Below are 15,205 nucleotides of genomic sequence, written 5' to 3'. Positions count from 1 at the left end.
CCTATTCCGGTACGTGCCAACCGTGCTCGGTCAGCACTGGTTTGCCTACGGCTGCTTTACGGGCGCCGTCCTCGTTCACGACCATTGCAGCAGCTCTACCGCGCAACGTTGCAACAGTGGCTGCTGGTGTGGTTGCCTGCTTAACCAGGTCGAGGAAATCAAGGCAGTTGGTCAGCGGGTGGCCGTTCGCATCAACGAACCCGTACGCCTCAAACTTGGTGATGATTTCGAAACCGGCTGCGGGCAGAGCAGAAAGGGCCGCATTGCGGGCTGAAAGGTCAATTGTCACAGTAGCGGTAGAATCCCCCTGCCCAGGATCCACACCGATAACCGTTGCGCCTGCGGTGGCGGCGTGCAGTTCTGCGGCGGTGTTGGCTGGCTTGGTGGTTACTGGTAGGTCAGCAGCATTACCGGCTAGGGAATTCTCAAGCGTGGTGTCTGCCGTATCTGCGGGGGTGCTCTGCTGCCCCGGTACCTCGATCACTTTCTTTGGACGGGCCATTGTGGTTGCTCCAGATTGATTGGGTGCTTGTGATTGGCACCCTGCGGGTTAGTTAGATGGCTTCAAGTTTGGCGCGCACCAAGCAATCCTTGGCTTCAAGCAACTTGCGCAAGCCAGCGGATTTCTCCGCGCCATCCGGCAATTGCTCATCCATCTGCCGTGCTAGGTCGCCAATTGGCTTACTGACTTCCTGCAGGTGTGCTGGTAAATGCTCATATGCGAAATATTTAATGATCGGTGATTGCTTGCTCATTGGTTGCCCTCTTGTGGTGTTGATAGAGCGCTCATTGTTGGCGGTTCTTGCGGTCGGTTTCCCGACCAATTGATCCCCCCTTGAACGTCCACCATTGCCGGTAGAGCACCGTTGGCAATTTCTTCTTGTCCAACCCGGTCACTTGGCACCACAGAGCGATCAGCGCCTCACCGTCACCGTGGCGCGGTTCTGATCCGGTCTTCCAACCGAGCACGGCGGATTTGCTTACGCCTAACTCGTTGGCGATTTCTTGCGTTGAGAGGGAACGACGATTCAGGTCGGTGATGACGCGAAACCATTCTGTGCGGAAAGTAGCGACGAGGGGCATTTTTAACCCCCTAAACGCGCGCGTGCGCGAGGGCTATGGGAAGTGAGCACGCAATCCCCGCTTATGGAAAAGGGAGCCAAACAGAATTTTGTTCTATCCGCCCGCGTGTGGCCATGTGACTTTTCAGGATTTCCTGTTGCCCTTAGGAGCAGTATTAAATTCTGATTAGTCATAGTTTCCCCTCACTGCGTAGTAACGCCTGCGTGCGCAATACTCCCTCTGCGTGGTATAGGCGTGCTGTTTGCTCGTCTATGTGGCGTGTACGGCGGTCTATCTCATCGTGGCAGCTACTGCATGCGTGAGCGCCTTGGGCGTCGTGTGGCTTGATACCGGTACCGCATGTACCAGCCATTCTGTAATGCGCCAGTACGGTGGTTTCAGGATTGAAGTTGCATATGCCTGGCATGCGAACCTGACATTCCCGGCCTTTGGCCTCTTTGCGTAAGTTTGTCATGCGGCGTAGTCCATCAGCTGTGATGCGGCGTTCTCTGCTGCTTGCTGGGTTGGGAACGTGCGGTACAGGATGAAATTCCACAGCACATCGATGGTGGCTTTGTAGAGCTGGGTGAATTCGATATCGTCCATCTTGGCAAAGGATATGCTGCGGGGTTCTTTGCGAATGCTGCCATCAGGCATCTGGTATTCGGTGCAGTGGCCTGATTGGATTGTTACCCAGGTGCGGAATGCTTCGAATGATTTGGTGGCGCTGATATTACCGGCGCGCTTTAGTGCTACATCCTGTAAATACTCATCGGCGACGGCCTGCAGTGAATCCTCATTGCCAGCGTAGTGAGCCAGAAATAACACGTACCCGCGAACGAGTTCTTTGTCTGCCGGTGATATTGTCCCGCCGGTCGGTTGCCAGTAGTGGTACCCGAGATTCAGCAGGGAAAAATATTTACGGTGAAGCTCAGGGTTACGGGCCTGTTTGAAATCGGCGTACAGTACCGCGCCGAACTTTACCGATTGCAGGTATTCGCGGGCCTCTGGCGTAAATGGCACCAGTAAACCACCTGCTGATTTTACAAATGAATACTGCGCCATTGGATATCCCCATATTGGCGCAGCGACTGTTCAGAATTAAAGCGGCTGGGTGTTCAATCCAGCCTATTAATTATAGCGTAATACCCTCTGGTGATACAACCTTATAACCAGCCAGTTTTTGCATTTCTATCAATGATTTAAATGTCAAAATGAACTCATCGTCTTTGATGTCTCTTGTGCCAACAATCTTGTTATCCTTAACTCGGATAGCAACGTAGCAGTTGGCAGGGAGCGTTTTTATAACATCTGTCATGTCGACCATGAAGAACCCCGGTAAATCAGATAGATATAACACCTCCTTAGCCCCTGCCTGCTCGCACTGAGTGCCAAGCCATTCATGCGCGTTACCAGCCGTGATATATAAATTGGTTTGTTTTTATCGATCGCTTTAGCCGATCGCACACCCCACAAATACTGTATATAAAAACAGTATCACCAACATTGTGATTGATCAATTGTTCACTAAGAAATAATTTAGAACGCATATAACTATATGATTGATATGTAAACCTCTTCCTTGAGGTTTTTTTTCACACTAATGCACCACACAACAAAAACTGATTGACTCCCTTGCCTATCTGGCGCTAAGCCTCCCCGACTTCTCAATGCGGCCTATGAGGTTCTGCAGCATAACTTTTGCGTACATGGCTGGTGCAAGAGCTTTGGGGGCGTCAGCTCCCCCCTGGGCGACAAAGGCAAGTTTGATATGCTTTGGAGCCAGCTTAAGGTTATCAATCTTGTTGTTAGCAGTATCATTATCCAGATGTACGACGGTGTAGCCGTCGGGGATCGGGCCGTGAACACACTCCCACACGTACCGATCGAGCATCATCTGAGAGCCATTGATATATATTCTGCGCCTGTCCTTTCGTGCCTCGGTGTGATATTTACCCCAACCGTTCTGCGTCATCAGAGCCCTAATGGCATCGATAGTTTTCTCTTCCGAAAATTTCTTGTTGTATTCTTTAGTTAATGCCGCCCAGCTTAACTGTTTGTTTACATATAAAAATGTAAGCTGCTGCTCTGTATACCTTGACTCCTTGGATACATATTCATCTAACCCCAAGGCCTTTAGCTTATGCTGAATCGCCATTGGTGTTTTTTTGGTGTTGAATCGATAATTAAATGCCTGGGTAATTTCTTTATACGTATTACCTCGGCAAATTGAATCGAGAAAAACTATTTGAATATCCGTGTATCTTCCGCTCATTCTTTAATCCCCATAACCTCAGGAACGCGCCCAGCGTAACCGTCATAAACCGCTTTCTGAGCATCGAGCGCAACGCGGTACGTTTGGATCATGGTTCCTGCCACCTCAGAAACCGCCTTGGCGCGCATCACTTCTTCCTGCAATGCCTCACCTTTCAACCCTGGATCAGTCAGGGTTTCCAGTATCATGAATTGATGGTTCATTAAGTCTGTGATTGTGTTTTTCATGCTGTTCTACCCCTCAATCATTGAAGCCATCAATAGCCATCTGCACAGCCTCTTTCAGCAATTCGAGAGACTGCGCGGACGTTGACTTAACGACGAATACCGCGCCAATTTCATCGCAATGTTTACCTACCATTTCAGCATCGAAATTCACGCCGATCCCCGATTTCCCCGCTGGCGTCGGGGCAAAGGCTATGCCTTGTGCGTCAGCCCATTTGATGTGACTTATCATCACGTCACCAGTGCCAAGCAATGCATGGGACACACCATCTTGATGTGAAAAACCTATTGGCAACTTGATAGGCTGCTGTAGTCGCTGCTGAAGATCATAATTTGTGCGCTGTAAATTAAATGACTTATCGTGCCACTCCTCTGCCATTTTAAAGTACTTAAATCCTTGTTGCTTTTCTGCCTCTGCTTGTGCCTTTTCTTTGAGTAGTCGCTGCTCAAGCTCTGCGATGCTCTGGTCTTTCTCTTCCAGCGCTGCCAGCAGTGCGGTTACGTACTCTTGCGAGTAGAGCGAAACAACATCAGGGTCTAACGCTTTATCGCGTACCCATTCCATTTTCCCATCAGGGCGTGTTTTATACCGACCTCCCTTCCCATATCCCTGAGCAGCTTCCTTGTTTGAAAATGTTGTATTTGTGTTTATGCGCGATTCTGGTGTTCCGTCATCGTTTTTAAACCGCAACGTATAAGCCACAGGCTGGCTAAGTGCTTCGAATTTATCTGTCATGCTTTCTGCTCCTGCATCATGAGATAGACGATCATCGCGGCGCGGAGGGCCTTATCTACCGGGGCATAACAATCATGCCCCCTAGGACCTTGTGCTCGGCATGGTGCCCATTCGATATCTGGATCGGTATCGAATGTGATATCAATTTTGTTATCAGTGATGATCAGCCAGGCGCTGGCCGGGTCGTTACACCAATCATCACCAGGTGGAATACCCATTGCCCCTGAGACAATCTCATTAATTTCTGTGTCGCTTAATTTGCTGTAATCAATCATAGAATCACCACCAACGCACAAATACAGCCAATCAACACCGCCAGTTGGCAGCAAAAAAACACCCACACCCCTACCGATAATTTCTTCACGATCTCCCCCTATTCTCTCTCTGCTCACGCCAGTAATTCAGACGTGCTCTTAAATGCTCCCGGTAGTTCTCTGGTACCGCTTTAATCGCTTCTTCGACGACTGCGCGGGTAACTTTCCGCGCATACAGGTCTTTGATTAAGCTGCTGGCCCACAGATCGAGATTTTCCAGATCCCGATATTCCTGCGGCCAGGCTCCGCGATTGAACGGTAAGCCAGGCGGGAGGTAATCCGATTGCCCGGCCATGGGTTACACCATCGCTTCTAAGGTTCTTTCCGAGTTGACGTAAAACTGCCCGTCAACGTGTTCCAGGGTGAACTCCGGTACCGGTGTTTCGTGTCGGGTTATTTTGACGAAGGGCGAATTGATCATCGCGAGAACGCGAGTTTGTAGCACCCGGCGGTTCATGCCGTGGCCAGGATGGAATTTATCTAGTGCGGCCAGAATGGCGGTGTAAGACAGGGTTTTACCGAGCATGACGGCGGCAAGTTTGCTAGCGGGGAAATCCACCTTTTGGGCTTTTTTCTTCACCACCTTCTTGCCGGTAGTCGCCTTGCGATCGTACTTCGGCTGCATAACTTGAACCGGTACCGGCGCAGGGACAAACGGCGAACCCGTACGAGCTCGGGCTTTAGCGTTCATATTCCAAATAATCACCGCGGTGTGATCGCAACCGTCGTCGATCATCGATGGGGATTTAGCGTAAACAATTTCAGTATGCATGTTGGTCTTTCCTTTGGTTTGGTTATTACGCGCTGGTCAGGCGCTGTTAAAACTTTTTGGTTGAGTAAGGTCTTGGCTTGGGTTGTTGCTGTTGCGTCTCCTGGTGCATGCGTGAAGCTTCCTGAGCCACGATTTGATCCACTGGCAAGAAGTGGCCGTTTTTAAATTCCTGGTACACCAGGCCATTTGGCCCAAAGCGGTTTTTGCCGAGGATGATCTCGGCATAACGTGCCGCCGGGCCTGTCGGGTTATAAATACCGTCGCGATACAGCAGGATGATTCGATCTGCGTCCTGCTCAATGCGGCCGGATTCGCTAAGGTCGGACATTACCGGGCGGCGGGCGGTGATCGGGCGATCATCAACTTTTCGCGATAACTGGTTGAGTGCCAGCACCGGCGTTTTAATTCGCATGGCCATAGTTTTTAGGCTGCGGGAAATATGGCCCATGGCTATATCGTTACGCTCTGCCTTTGGCTTGGCGATAAGGCCCATGTAATCCACCATCACAACACCAAGGTGCGGGTACCGGCGTTTATGGGTTTCAGCCACGGCGCGGATCTGATCGATGGTTAAATCGGTGGCGTCAACAATCCAGATATCCCGGCCACTGAGTGTTTCTAAGGCGCTATGGATGCGGCCCCAATCTTCATCGCATAACTCGTTTGGGCTGCGTAATTTTGAAACGGAAAGGTTGCCAGCTCCGGCGACTGAGCGTTCCACCATCTGCAGGGCGGCCATTTCCATGCTGAAAACTAGCGCGCCTGCACCATTGCGGGTGGATCCCTCGATCACTTTCAGCGCAAATTCTGTTTTGCCCGTACCAGGTCGCCCAGCAACCACCACCAGATCCTGTGGGTTAAAACCGCCGGTAATGGAGTCCAACTCATCGATGCCGGTGTACAGGTTCTGTGAGCCAGCTTCGCCGCTCATGCGCTTGCCGAGGAGATCCATGTAGCTATCCAGCAGTTCGCCAAGGTGTACCGGCACCACCCCGCCGCTATCGGCTGTCATCTCGATCAGCTTGGATACTGATTCCTGAATAACCTGGTCGCGTTGCTCCTGGTTTCTGGCACCACGAATGCCATCTGCCCCGCTCTGCAGCAGCGCGGCCATTTCACGGCTACGCCATCCCTTGACCGCGATATTCGCAAAGCCCTTGAGGTTGGATAGCGTGCCAGGCATCCGCGATATCTCTACGAGCGAGGACAGCGACGAGCCGCCGAGGTTTTCACTGATCAGTACCACATCGATCACACCGTACGTCAGCGCCTGCCGTTTGATTTCTTTGTAGGCTTCACGATGAAAACGGATGCTGAAAGCCTCTTCGGGCATGGTGGCGATCACATCCAGCGCATCCGGTGTAGCCCCACCGATCAGCAGGCCTGATAGCACACATGCTTCCAGTTCCTGAGGTGTCATAGCGCACCCTCTCGGGTTTTCACCAGCACGTCAGAACGCAGCAGGTAATCGAATCCAGCGCGCCAACTCCGGTTGTTATCGCCAAAATAAAACGGGCCAGCTGCTTCACTGAAGGTTTCGAAGTAGGCTTTTACAGCATCGAGGCTCGGATCATGCAGTTCGCCCAGCAGGCGTTTGATTTGGCGTTTGCGCTTCTCGTTCAGTTCCTGCACCTTCGGCAGCCGATCACCCAAAATTTCGTTGTAGGCGTCAGCCACTTCTTGATATTTAACTTTTGGAAGCTTACCTGGCGCGTCAGCGTCATCCCCCTCCTGGGGGTTAGGGGGTGATTCATTGACTGGTTCTAAAGACTGACTGATTCTGGGTGCAGGAGCTGCACCACCCCCTGGTGCAGGAGATTCACCACGTGGTGCAGGATTTGCACCATAGGGTGCAGCATTTGCACCACTACCCGGTAAGGCTAAGTGATAAACATTTGAGCGATTTAGCCCATTCTCTGCCAGGCGTTTTTCGATACGTATCAGCCCATCTTTCACCAGTTGCTGAATGTGATTTTGCACCGAGCGTTCCGAGATTTCGCACTGCTCAGCGATGTACGGCACCGATGGCCAGCATTCACCCTGATCGCTGGCGTTATCGGCTAATTTCAGCAGAACAAGCTTACGCAGCGGGTTACCTACTCTAATTTTCATGGCACGCACCATCAGTTCCATGCTCATAATCAGGCCCCCAGTGCTTCCGCTATCAAGCGACACGCATCCTGGTACTCCGCTGGCGATAGATCATCATCAAGCAGTGCGGCCTTGCGCTGCTCGTATTGTTCCCAGATCGATAGAGCCGCAACGCGCCGCCCTTCGAAAATACCTTCGATCTCCTCCTGCGCCACAGGCATACCGTTAAGCCGGTACCCGTTACGCCAGGTGATCCTGTCGATAGAATTAAGCATATTGGTCTTTCCTAAATCGGTCGGTTAAACGCTGGTCAGGCGTTGGGTGTTCTGCAATGCGTTCAGTGCTCCGGCAATCAGCTGCGGGGTATCGTTGGCCCCAAGCAGGATCGCGATAATCGCCGCCGCAAACTCCCGTATGGCCACGGACAGCAAATATTGAACCGATGCCCCGCCTAAACGCGCTCGTCGCTCTGCTGGCAGCGCTGCGGCCATTGCGTCGGCCATTTCCCGGATCTTTGCCCGCGATGCTTTCGACTCACCACGCAGCCAGCGAAAAATAGCCTGGCGGTTGGTGTTGATCGCCCGCCAATCAGCACGCCCGAATTCATCCTCGATCGGATACAGGCGCACTGCTTTGGACTCGGTACCGAACAGCAGCCACATGCGGCTGATCTCGATCGCTACATGTTCCTGGCCACGTTCTGCCGCCCACCCTGCAATTTCGCTTTTTAGTTTTTCGATGTTTTCCACTTGTCGCGTCTCCTGTCGCTCGAAAGTTGATTACGCGTAATCAGATTTCGGTGGTTGTCGTTGTTAAGCTGCGGTCTGTTCTGGTAGGCCGTCGCGTTGGTTTGGGTACAAGTCGGGGCGCAAATCATGAGGGGTAACCTTGAAACCGGTTGCCGCTGCCCATTCGAGAACAACTTCGCTCCCCAGCTTGCATGTTCCAGCAGCTACACGGCTGACATAGCCCTGGGTTTTACCTACAAACTTGGCAAAGTCCTGCTGCCTTACCCCTGATTCATTGAGATAGCTTTTCAGATCCATCACTCCTCCTCATGTTGATGTGATGAAAGAATATTACCGCTACGAATATTTTCAGTCAAGCGCGTTGGTGATTGGCCGTTATTAAATCTACGAATAAAATTACGCTATGAAGAAAAAGCCGCTCGATATCAAAGACCAAGAAGCTGCAGAACGTCTGCGGAACATTTGGGATGAAAAAAAGGTTACGCTGCGCCTTACGCAAGAGAAGGCTGCAGATGCGCTTGGGTTCGAAACACAATCCACAGTAAGCCAGTACTTGAACGGCAGAAACCCCCTCAATACCGACGCTATACTGAAATTTGCGGCACTGCTTGGGGTCAAACCCGAGGACATCAAGCCAGATCTGAAAGAGATGATGAACTACGTTCGCAAATCTGGAACGCATAGTGAGGATATTGCAGCCCCAGGATGGCAAATCTTAAAACCAGAACACGCTGAGTTAGTAAGCTTGTATGAGCGCCTGCCAGAAAGCGAAAAAATCAGACATATGAGTGACTTAAAGGAAAAAGTTGCTGATTTCGATAGGCTTTTCAAAGAATTGCTAGCCGCCAGAAAACAATAATCGCTTAAAATGCCCCTGCCATAGCCCGCGCCCTGCGGGCTTTTTTATTTTTATCACCACGCAAATCAATCACATATTACATTCACGCATAAAAATATTACCAATACGCTTGATCTTTGTTTATTCGCAGCGGTAATATTAGTTCCATCAACAGCGCACAACAATGCAGCGGTTGTTCAGATAACAAGTTCTGACGGTGTGAAAGAACACAAAGGGGAGTGCTATGAAAGCCACCAAGAAATCAGCAAAAAGTTTCCAAATTCAGTATCGCCAAAGCGGCTCATGGGTAAACGGCAACACCTACCCAACCCGTAAGCAGGCTGAAGATTATGCCCGCCTTACCGGTCGCGATTTTCAGGTAGTACCTAAGCGTTAAAAGAATTTGGGATGTTGTGGCAATGGAGAACCGACCTCTTATCGCCGGGTGCATAAAGTCCATGATTACCTTGCCACAGCAACCCAAACGTTATGCCTCGTGAATACGGTCGTAACTCCTGAAAAGGTAAAGCGACGCCGGAAAGCGTAACCGGCAACTAATTTGATTCGAAACGGGCCGCTCCGGTGAAAGCCGATGTGTTTTGGAGAAGGTGAACGGCAAGTAGCCCTCCCTGTCACGGCAGTGAAACCGGTTGACGACGTAATCCCGGTTATAGAACGCCCCGTGAGGCTTAAACCCCGTCCGTCCGCTCCACGTTACGGAGCACCACAATCAAAGAGCGCGGGCGTGAAAAACTGAAACCTGCCGCCAGCAAAGTAACCCGAAACCCAATCGGGCTGGCAATAGTGTAGGTGGCTCGCTCTTTTTGATTGTGGTGTAGCTCAGATGGTTAGAGCGGGCTATGGAGTGCTGGCCAGCCTGGGTATCAAGAGGTTTGCAAACCACTAGGTACCCAGTCCTCAAAGTGCGGTCACCGGTTCGAGTCCGGTCACCACAAGTTACGTACCCACAGCGGGAAAGTGTGGGCTAGGAAAGACCAGCTGCCTCACCAGGGCGAATACGGTCGCCGAACTCTGACCAAGTGAAGCGACGCCGGATAACGTAACCGGCAACCTTTAGACGTAAAAAAGCCCACCGTAAAGGCAGGCTTCTTTACCCAAGTGGGAACCACCCCACAAGGATTTTGCCGGGTACCAACCGGCCGATCTAGGAAAGACCAACGACTTGCGTCACTGATCTAACAACATTATATCGGAGTTGCTATGAAAGCACTACAGATACCCGTCACGCTGTACATCCACGTTACCACCTATCCGTTAGCCGAAGGCTTCTATGTCAGCACATCTGATATGTCGTCTTTCCGTGGCAACGTGTTGATTGAAACCCGTCAAATCTTCATCGACGTTAACCAGCCAGAACCGATCGACATTATCGGCAAGCAGGTTGAAGCGCTGCAGGCCCAAAAGGCCAATCTAACCCAAGCGACCTATCACCAGATCGCCACCATAGATGATCAGATCCAGCAGCTTCTTTGTATCGAGCATTGCCCGGTAACCGTTGACGAACTGCCGTATTGAGGTGAGCCATGGATATCAATTCTGTTATCGACAAAATCGTCGCTGCGGGCCTCTCTGTTTTCGAGCATGAGAACAACTGCGATTACAGCCACGGCACAAAGCACATCACCATCATTGGCGGTAAGCGCCGCGTTGAGTTCTACCCTACCACCGGCATGGTTTATGCGAATGCGGTTAAGGGTGAATTCAAAGCTGTACGCCTGCCCAAATCCAGCGTTAAAGCAGCCATTCGCCTAGCGAAAACAGGCCAATACTAACCGCGCCTAACCAGCGTGTAACAACCGAAGGAAAGACCAACCATGTCTATTCAAATCGTCAAATTTGAGCCTAGTAAAAAGGCCAGAAACAACGGGGCGATAGCGTTAGTTATTGCTATTGAAGCACCAAACAAAAAAGCGGCGGAAGTAATGGCCACCGGCAAGCTGTGGGAGGCTTATCCAGCGGCTGCCAATAACTTCCTCAAGCCGGAGATTGTTGAAGATCAGCCTGGTTGTCCACGCCCCGCCGTTGGCGTTTTCGATGAACAGTTTGCTATCGATAACGAGCTTAATAGTGAGCTTAAATGCTGGCAACCGCGTGAAGTTGTAGAAGTGTTGCCTGCTGTCCCGGTCGATCTGCTGAAAGAACCCGCCGACGTCAAAATCGCAGCGGTGGCGCTGTTCGGGCTTACTGATATCGATCAAGGCATGCTCTCAACTGTCGTTGATGTTATGAATGATGATGAGTCACCCGACGATACAGGGATGAAAAATGTAATTAAGGCACTGGCAGCTAACCCCGCTGTATGTGCCATGTATCCACATGCTATCCATGAGCTGATCGAGGCTATTTTTTCTCATTACAGCAATGAAGCACCTACCGAGTTTAACGCCGGTATTTTCGCTAAAAAGTGGGTTAACAATCCGCGAGATCGTGACCAATCCAGCACCAGTACCAGTACCAGTACCAGTACCAGTACCAGTACCAGTACCAGTACCGAGGGTAACGGCGGCGTGTCCGATTACAACACCCTGAGCATGCACACCGCCCTTTCCATTATGGCCATTCACCCTACGGACGCTAAAGCCAGTGACGTGAAGAACGCAAAAGAGATCATCGCGTCGCGTGATTCTGTGTGGCGCTCGTGGGATAAAACTTTCCGCGTTATCACTGGCATCCTCGATGTCGATACTGATACACGGCATGCGATCATTTCCGAAGGGCTGAAAAACCTGAAACTTGTCAATAACGACAATGAGCGCCTGCATTTTGTAAAAACCTTTCTTACCGGTCATCCTGCATGCCCAGAGCTGGCGAACTATGGCCAAGAAGCCGCCCCACAGCCAGCAGTGGAAAACCTAGGTGATGGAAAATTTAGCGTCGAAGGTCTGATCGGGAAGCAGCCAGTTATCGCCTCAAATGAAGGTGAAAAAACGGAAGTGACCACCACCGAACAGGTCAGCGATGCGGCGGCACTGCAGGCTAAAGAGGCGCTGGATAACTTGGGTTACGGCGTATATGCAACAGAGCCAAAGCAGAAAAGCGAAATGTTGCAGCGTGCGGAAGAGCTCGCCGTTGAAGCCACCCAGTTGGCCGAACAGATTAAGGCAGATGATTTCCAGCAGCGCGCCAACCTGGTAGAGCAGTTTTTCGCTGAGCAACAGCCGGAAGAGCGCGACAACCTGGCTATCTGGAACAAGGTTTATAAGACCGACCCCAAACACACAAAGGCGTTTTCCAATAACGGCGGCGGGACGTCAATCAATGGTACCTACATGGTTATGGAGGCTACCAAGCTTTTCGGCCCGCAGGGTATCTACTGGGGAGTTGAAGTTGTCGAGGAACGTTTCGATAACGGTGCACCAATCATGCAACCCATCAAGCAGGAGGATGGCACCGTAATCAAAGGTGTTATTCCTAACGGTGTCGGTGGTTACCTCTGCGAGGTTAACCATACCGTGAGAATCAATCTGTGGTTCGAACAAGGCGGAAAAACCGCCGTGATACCGGCCTACGGTTGCACCCCTTATATCTACTCAACCAAGTATGGCCCTGTGAGTGACGGCGAAGCCCCTAAAAAGTCGCTGACCGACGCCACCAAAAAAGCCCTTTCACAGCTTGGTTTCTCTGCCGACGTGTTCCTCGGTCTGTATGACGATGTTAACTACCGCCAAGAGAACGACGCCGAGTTTGCCCTCAAGAACGCCAGCGACAAAGCCGAGGGTGTTATCCGGCTGCGTGAAGAGTTGGACGAGAAGCTGACTAAGGTCGCCGAAACAATCAGCAAGGCAGTAACGGTTAACGAGGCCAACAAAGTGCATGCCTCGATCGCCCGCGAAGTTGATGCCCACCGTAAAGCAGCTGAGGGTAAGGGCGATACAGAACATGCCAAGTATCTGGCTGGTCGCCTGCGCCGCCTCACCACCCTGAAAGATGAACGTATCAAAGCACTTTCCGCTTCCGAGGAGAAAACCCAATGAGCATCACAGCCATCGCATTAGCATCTGATTACGCCAAGCTGCAGCAGTTGGTCGAAACCTCCGACGAGCTTACCCCGGAAATGATCGCCGACACGCTGGAAGGCATCGAGGGCGCTCTGGGCGATAAACTGGACGCGACTTTCGCTTATGTTCGCAATCTCGAAGGTCTGGCAAAGACCGTTGACGAAGAAGTTAAACGCCTTGCCGACCGTAAGAAGTCTTTCGAGAACCGCGCCAAATCCATCCGCCAGTATGTCCTGATGTGCTTACTGGCATCTGGCCAGGACAAGCTTAAGACCACAACCAATACGTTCACGGCGGCCAAGGGGCGCGCCAGTGTGGTGATCGATAACGTCGATTTGTTACCTGATGATCTGGTGGCAGTGCAAACCCTGGTGGCCCCTGACAAAAAGGCCATTAAGGAAGCACTCGAAAACGGCGTGGACGTCAAGGGCGCCCATATCGAGATCGGCGAACGTACGCTGATGGTGAGGTAACCCATGTTGAGAAGAAACCAAAAGCGTGGCGAAGCCGCATACATCACACTGCCCGACGGCCGCACCGGTACCATCCGCACCGATCGCCGCTGTGATGTGGAATACGAGCTGCCGGCCGATGTGAAGATCAGCAGCACCCCGCCACAAAAGTTGATTAAGCCTAATCAGAAATAACCGCCCATCACCTGCATTGTGGCAACCCAATAACCAAGGGGAACCACAATGCAGGCATGGCAACCAGGTGCGCGCCTACTCTCTGATTTCGATATCAAGATAGGCCGCTTATCCGCAAGTGTGCGGAAAAAACAACTCAGTGAAGAAGATATCACCCGGGCGTGTCGTGTGACCGACGACGCAATCGCCTTGGTGATTAAACCGAGGAAAGACCATGCCAAAACTATTGACCCTGGGGGAGTGGAATAACCGCCTTCCCCGTCCACGCAGTAAAGAAACCGTCCGTCGTTGGATACGCGCAGGGAAAATTTACCCCGCGCCTGTACTTGATGGCCGGGAGTATCTTTTTGATGAACGGGCAGAAAAAATAGATCCGCTTAATCCACGCGGGCCAATCAATTCTTTACTGTCGAGAATCACCAATGGCAAGGAACAGAAACCACATGCGCCGCGATCTTCCTCCAAACCTGTACGTTAGGAATAACGGCTATTACTGCTACCGCGACCCAAGGACGGGTAAGGAATTCGGTCTCGGCAGAAATAAGCGTGATGCGATTAACCAAGCCATTGAAGCTAACCTGCAACTGATGGATGCCGCACCGCGGTTGGTGGATAGAATAAACGCCAAAGAATGCCTGAGTTTTCATGCGTGGCTCGACCGGTACGATGCCATTGTAGAGCGTCGCGGGCTGAAGGAGTCAACGATGGTCAATCACCGCAGCAAGCTGGGGATATACCGTGATTACTTCCCAGACAAGCCGATCGCAGAGTTCACAACGAAGGACATCGCCGAGTTCGTTAACCACTATGTTGAGCAGGGGAAAAGCTCAAGCGCCAAAATCATGCGTGGAACGCTGCTAGATATATTCAGGGAAGCCATTGCAGACGGGGCCATACAACACAATCCTGTTGAAGCGACCAGGAACCCAAAGACAGACGTGCGGCGATCACGCCTGTCAATTGCAGACTTTAACGCGATCAGACAATGCGCAAGCGCCCTGCCGTCTTGGTTTATCCCAGCGCTGAATATGGCACTTGTAACCGGCCAACGCATGGGTGACGTATGCAACATGAAATGGGGGGATATCTCTAACGACAGGCTGCTGGTCAAACAAGGAAAAACCGGGTCAATGGTGGCCATACCGATGAGGCTGAGCGTAGCCGATGTTAACCTTGAGCAACTGATCGGCGATATCAAGAAAACCAGCGACTACATCATTTCACCACGTACCGGCGGAAAGGTAGCTGAAAGAACAATGTCGGATTATTTCACGAAATCACGTAAACTGTCCGGCTTGTCGTGGGCAGGTGATCCGCCGTCATTCCATGAGATTAGAAGCCTGTCTGCTCGACTACATACTGAATTGCGAGGGAGTGAGTTTGCCCAACGGCTCCTTGGTCATAAATCTGCAGAAATGACAGCTCGCTACCAGGACGCAAGGGGCAGCGAGTGGATGGAACTGCCCCTGTAATTGTGA

At 51.5% G+C, this 15,205-nt stretch carries 27 protein-coding genes and 1 tRNA gene; 11 read left to right on the top strand and 17 right to left on the bottom strand.

Annotation, left to right across the window (positions count from 1 at the left end; genetic code table 11):
* Position 1: 1 nt before the first annotated feature.
* The 17 genes from KGP26_RS10575 to KGP26_RS10495 all read right to left on the bottom strand — a co-directional run bounded on the left by KGP26_RS10575 (position 2) and on the right by KGP26_RS10495 (position 8,520).
* On the bottom strand, positions 2 to 502 hold the full coding sequence (locus KGP26_RS10575; RefSeq protein WP_223665401.1) for a hypothetical protein: 501 nt from the start codon (positions 500 to 502) through the stop codon (positions 2 to 4).
* Positions 503 to 554: 52 nt separating this feature from the next.
* Positions 555 to 755, bottom strand: coding sequence for a hypothetical protein (locus KGP26_RS10570; protein WP_223665400.1), 201 nt, complete (start codon positions 753 to 755; stop codon positions 555 to 557).
* A gap of 31 nt (positions 756 to 786) precedes the next feature.
* Complete coding sequence (locus KGP26_RS10565) at positions 787 to 1,083, bottom strand: hypothetical protein (RefSeq protein WP_024529646.1); 297 nt, start codon at positions 1,081 to 1,083, stop codon at positions 787 to 789.
* A gap of 169 nt (positions 1,084 to 1,252) precedes the next feature.
* Positions 1,253 to 1,537 carry a DUF1364 domain-containing protein gene (locus KGP26_RS10560; RefSeq protein ID WP_223665399.1) on the bottom strand — a complete coding sequence of 95 codons (285 nt, stop codon included), beginning with the start codon at positions 1,535 to 1,537 and terminating at the stop codon, positions 1,253 to 1,255.
* A complete protein-coding gene (locus KGP26_RS10555) occupies positions 1,534 to 2,127 on the bottom strand; it encodes a DUF1367 family protein (protein WP_223665398.1) in 594 nt (197 codons plus the stop codon). Before KGP26_RS10555 ends, KGP26_RS10560 begins: the two co-directional genes overlap by 4 nt.
* A gap of 70 nt (positions 2,128 to 2,197) precedes the next feature.
* A complete protein-coding gene (locus KGP26_RS10550) occupies positions 2,198 to 2,389 on the bottom strand; it encodes a hypothetical protein (RefSeq protein WP_223665397.1) in 192 nt (63 codons plus the stop codon).
* A 312-nt stretch (positions 2,390 to 2,701) separates the two neighbouring features.
* On the bottom strand, positions 2,702 to 3,337 hold the full coding sequence (locus KGP26_RS10545; protein WP_223665396.1) for an HNH endonuclease signature motif containing protein: 636 nt from the start codon (positions 3,335 to 3,337) through the stop codon (positions 2,702 to 2,704).
* Positions 3,334 to 3,564, bottom strand: a complete 231-nt coding sequence (locus KGP26_RS10540; RefSeq protein ID WP_223665395.1) for a hypothetical protein — start codon at positions 3,562 to 3,564, stop codon at positions 3,334 to 3,336. The genes KGP26_RS10545 and KGP26_RS10540 overlap by 4 nt, the downstream gene beginning before the upstream one ends.
* 13 nt (positions 3,565 to 3,577) lie before the next feature.
* Positions 3,578 to 4,297 carry a hypothetical protein gene (locus tag KGP26_RS10535; protein WP_223665394.1) on the bottom strand — a complete coding sequence of 240 codons (720 nt, stop codon included), beginning with the start codon at positions 4,295 to 4,297 and terminating at the stop codon, positions 3,578 to 3,580.
* Positions 4,294 to 4,572 carry a phage protein NinX family protein gene (locus KGP26_RS10530; RefSeq protein WP_223665393.1) on the bottom strand — a complete coding sequence of 93 codons (279 nt, stop codon included), beginning with the start codon at positions 4,570 to 4,572 and terminating at the stop codon, positions 4,294 to 4,296. Before KGP26_RS10530 ends, KGP26_RS10535 begins: the two co-directional genes overlap by 4 nt.
* Positions 4,573 to 4,657: 85 nt before the next feature.
* Complete coding sequence (locus tag KGP26_RS10525; protein WP_223665392.1) at positions 4,658 to 4,906, bottom strand: hypothetical protein; 249 nt, start codon at positions 4,904 to 4,906, stop codon at positions 4,658 to 4,660.
* Between the two features lie 3 nt (positions 4,907 to 4,909).
* Positions 4,910 to 5,383, bottom strand: a complete 474-nt coding sequence (locus KGP26_RS10520; RefSeq protein ID WP_223665391.1) for a hypothetical protein — start codon at positions 5,381 to 5,383, stop codon at positions 4,910 to 4,912.
* A 46-nt stretch (positions 5,384 to 5,429) separates the two neighbouring features.
* Entirely contained in the window at positions 5,430 to 6,803 is a 1,374-nt protein-coding gene (locus tag KGP26_RS10515; protein ID WP_223665390.1) for a replicative DNA helicase, read from the bottom strand.
* The gene (locus KGP26_RS10510; RefSeq protein ID WP_371824943.1) at positions 6,800 to 7,516 is read right to left on the bottom strand and encodes a helix-turn-helix domain-containing protein; all 717 of its coding nucleotides are present in this window, start codon (positions 7,514 to 7,516) and stop codon (positions 6,800 to 6,802) included. Before KGP26_RS10510 ends, KGP26_RS10515 begins: the two co-directional genes overlap by 4 nt.
* 8 nt (positions 7,517 to 7,524) lie before the next feature.
* Positions 7,525 to 7,749 carry a hypothetical protein gene (locus tag KGP26_RS10505; protein ID WP_223665388.1) on the bottom strand — a complete coding sequence of 75 codons (225 nt, stop codon included), beginning with the start codon at positions 7,747 to 7,749 and terminating at the stop codon, positions 7,525 to 7,527.
* A gap of 24 nt (positions 7,750 to 7,773) precedes the next feature.
* A complete protein-coding gene (locus KGP26_RS10500) occupies positions 7,774 to 8,223 on the bottom strand; it encodes a toxin YdaT family protein (protein ID WP_223665387.1) in 450 nt (149 codons plus the stop codon).
* A gap of 63 nt (positions 8,224 to 8,286) precedes the next feature.
* Complete coding sequence (locus tag KGP26_RS10495) at positions 8,287 to 8,520, bottom strand: YdaS family helix-turn-helix protein (RefSeq protein WP_223665386.1); 234 nt, start codon at positions 8,518 to 8,520, stop codon at positions 8,287 to 8,289.
* Between the two features lie 106 nt (positions 8,521 to 8,626).
* On the opposite strand from KGP26_RS10495, the gene KGP26_RS10490 reads away from it, so the two are divergent.
* The 11 genes from KGP26_RS10490 (at position 8,627) to KGP26_RS10440 (ending at position 15,199) form a co-directional block, all read left to right on the top strand.
* The gene (locus tag KGP26_RS10490; protein ID WP_223665385.1) at positions 8,627 to 9,082 is read left to right on the top strand and encodes a helix-turn-helix domain-containing protein; all 456 of its coding nucleotides are present in this window, start codon (positions 8,627 to 8,629) and stop codon (positions 9,080 to 9,082) included.
* A 223-nt stretch (positions 9,083 to 9,305) separates the two neighbouring features.
* Entirely contained in the window at positions 9,306 to 9,458 is a 153-nt protein-coding gene (locus KGP26_RS10485; protein WP_223665384.1) for a hypothetical protein, read from the top strand.
* 432 nt (positions 9,459 to 9,890) lie between these two features.
* Positions 9,891 to 10,017, top strand: a tRNA-OTHER gene (locus tag KGP26_RS10480).
* Between the two features lie 265 nt (positions 10,018 to 10,282).
* A complete protein-coding gene (locus KGP26_RS10475) occupies positions 10,283 to 10,597 on the top strand; it encodes a hypothetical protein (RefSeq protein ID WP_223665383.1) in 315 nt (104 codons plus the stop codon).
* A gap of 8 nt (positions 10,598 to 10,605) precedes the next feature.
* Entirely contained in the window at positions 10,606 to 10,854 is a 249-nt protein-coding gene (locus tag KGP26_RS10470) for a hypothetical protein (RefSeq protein ID WP_223665382.1), read from the top strand.
* Between the two features lie 42 nt (positions 10,855 to 10,896).
* Positions 10,897 to 13,056, top strand: coding sequence for a hypothetical protein (locus KGP26_RS10465; protein WP_223665381.1), 2,160 nt, complete (start codon positions 10,897 to 10,899; stop codon positions 13,054 to 13,056).
* Positions 13,053 to 13,553 (top strand): siphovirus Gp157 family protein, encoded by a 501-nt coding sequence (locus KGP26_RS10460; protein WP_223665380.1) that lies wholly within the window; start codon positions 13,053 to 13,055, stop codon positions 13,551 to 13,553. Before KGP26_RS10465 ends, KGP26_RS10460 begins: the two co-directional genes overlap by 4 nt.
* 3 nt (positions 13,554 to 13,556) lie before the next feature.
* Complete coding sequence (locus KGP26_RS10455) at positions 13,557 to 13,727, top strand: hypothetical protein (RefSeq protein WP_223665379.1); 171 nt, start codon at positions 13,557 to 13,559, stop codon at positions 13,725 to 13,727.
* A 48-nt stretch (positions 13,728 to 13,775) separates the two neighbouring features.
* Positions 13,776 to 13,976: a hypothetical protein gene (locus KGP26_RS10450; protein ID WP_223665378.1), complete on the top strand. Its 201-nt coding sequence runs from the start codon at positions 13,776 to 13,778 to the stop codon at positions 13,974 to 13,976.
* Positions 13,942 to 14,205 carry an excisionase gene (locus KGP26_RS10445; protein WP_223665377.1) on the top strand — a complete coding sequence of 88 codons (264 nt, stop codon included), beginning with the start codon at positions 13,942 to 13,944 and terminating at the stop codon, positions 14,203 to 14,205. The genes KGP26_RS10450 and KGP26_RS10445 overlap by 35 nt, the downstream gene beginning before the upstream one ends.
* On the top strand, positions 14,150 to 15,199 hold the full coding sequence (locus KGP26_RS10440; protein WP_223665376.1) for a phage integrase Arm DNA-binding domain-containing protein: 1,050 nt from the start codon (positions 14,150 to 14,152) through the stop codon (positions 15,197 to 15,199). The genes KGP26_RS10445 and KGP26_RS10440 overlap by 56 nt, the downstream gene beginning before the upstream one ends.
* Positions 15,200 to 15,205 lie beyond the last annotated feature (6 nt).

The sequence above is a fragment of the Serratia sp. JSRIV002 genome (assembly GCF_019968725.1).
GTDB classification, from domain to species: domain Bacteria; phylum Pseudomonadota; class Gammaproteobacteria; order Enterobacterales; family Enterobacteriaceae; genus Chania; species Chania fonticola_B.
The sequence above is the reverse complement of the archived record's forward strand: the minus strand, read 5'-3'. Positions and strand labels throughout refer to the sequence as shown.

Excerpts from the sequence above, each read along its gene's own strand:
- KGP26_RS10555 (WP_223665398.1), bottom strand. The coding sequence starts at position 2,127 with ATGGCGCAGTATTCATTTGTAAAATCAGCAGGTGGTTTACTGGTGCCA.
- KGP26_RS10545 (WP_223665396.1), bottom strand. The coding sequence starts at position 3,337 with ATGAGCGGAAGATACACGGATATTCAAATAGTTTTTCTCGATTCAATT.
- KGP26_RS10470 (WP_223665382.1), top strand. The coding sequence starts at position 10,606 with ATGGATATCAATTCTGTTATCGACAAAATCGTCGCTGCGGGCCTCTCT.
- KGP26_RS10445 (WP_223665377.1), top strand. The coding sequence starts at position 13,942 with ATGCCAAAACTATTGACCCTGGGGGAGTGGAATAACCGCCTTCCCCGT.
- KGP26_RS10455 (WP_223665379.1), top strand. The coding sequence starts at position 13,557 with ATGTTGAGAAGAAACCAAAAGCGTGGCGAAGCCGCATACATCACACTG.
- KGP26_RS10485 (WP_223665384.1), top strand. The coding sequence starts at position 9,306 with ATGAAAGCCACCAAGAAATCAGCAAAAAGTTTCCAAATTCAGTATCGC.
- KGP26_RS10475 (WP_223665383.1), top strand. The coding sequence starts at position 10,283 with ATGAAAGCACTACAGATACCCGTCACGCTGTACATCCACGTTACCACC.
- KGP26_RS10565 (WP_024529646.1), bottom strand. The coding sequence starts at position 1,083 with ATGCCCCTCGTCGCTACTTTCCGCACAGAATGGTTTCGCGTCATCACC.
- KGP26_RS10560 (WP_223665399.1), bottom strand. The coding sequence starts at position 1,537 with ATGACAAACTTACGCAAAGAGGCCAAAGGCCGGGAATGTCAGGTTCGC.
- KGP26_RS10515 (WP_223665390.1), bottom strand. The coding sequence starts at position 6,803 with ATGACACCTCAGGAACTGGAAGCATGTGTGCTATCAGGCCTGCTGATC.
- KGP26_RS10460 (WP_223665380.1), top strand. The coding sequence starts at position 13,053 with ATGAGCATCACAGCCATCGCATTAGCATCTGATTACGCCAAGCTGCAG.
- KGP26_RS10535 (WP_223665394.1), bottom strand. The coding sequence starts at position 4,297 with ATGACAGATAAATTCGAAGCACTTAGCCAGCCTGTGGCTTATACGTTG.
- KGP26_RS10570 (WP_223665400.1), bottom strand. The coding sequence starts at position 755 with ATGAGCAAGCAATCACCGATCATTAAATATTTCGCATATGAGCATTTA.
- KGP26_RS10525 (WP_223665392.1), bottom strand. The coding sequence starts at position 4,906 with ATGGCCGGGCAATCGGATTACCTCCCGCCTGGCTTACCGTTCAATCGC.
- KGP26_RS10530 (WP_223665393.1), bottom strand. The coding sequence starts at position 4,572 with ATGATTGATTACAGCAAATTAAGCGACACAGAAATTAATGAGATTGTC.
- KGP26_RS10575 (WP_223665401.1), bottom strand. The coding sequence starts at position 502 with ATGGCCCGTCCAAAGAAAGTGATCGAGGTACCGGGGCAGCAGAGCACC.
- KGP26_RS10490 (WP_223665385.1), top strand. The coding sequence starts at position 8,627 with ATGAAGAAAAAGCCGCTCGATATCAAAGACCAAGAAGCTGCAGAACGT.
- KGP26_RS10495 (WP_223665386.1), bottom strand. The coding sequence starts at position 8,520 with ATGGATCTGAAAAGCTATCTCAATGAATCAGGGGTAAGGCAGCAGGAC.
- KGP26_RS10440 (WP_223665376.1), top strand. The coding sequence starts at position 14,150 with ATGGCAAGGAACAGAAACCACATGCGCCGCGATCTTCCTCCAAACCTG.
- KGP26_RS10510 (WP_371824943.1), bottom strand. The coding sequence starts at position 7,516 with ATGGAACTGATGGTGCGTGCCATGAAAATTAGAGTAGGTAACCCGCTG.
- KGP26_RS10465 (WP_223665381.1), top strand. The coding sequence starts at position 10,897 with ATGTCTATTCAAATCGTCAAATTTGAGCCTAGTAAAAAGGCCAGAAAC.
- KGP26_RS10505 (WP_223665388.1), bottom strand. The coding sequence starts at position 7,749 with ATGCTTAATTCTATCGACAGGATCACCTGGCGTAACGGGTACCGGCTT.
- KGP26_RS10450 (WP_223665378.1), top strand. The coding sequence starts at position 13,776 with ATGCAGGCATGGCAACCAGGTGCGCGCCTACTCTCTGATTTCGATATC.
- KGP26_RS10540 (WP_223665395.1), bottom strand. The coding sequence starts at position 3,564 with ATGAAAAACACAATCACAGACTTAATGAACCATCAATTCATGATACTG.
- KGP26_RS10520 (WP_223665391.1), bottom strand. The coding sequence starts at position 5,383 with ATGCATACTGAAATTGTTTACGCTAAATCCCCATCGATGATCGACGAC.
- KGP26_RS10550 (WP_223665397.1), bottom strand. The coding sequence starts at position 2,389 with ATGGTCGACATGACAGATGTTATAAAAACGCTCCCTGCCAACTGCTAC.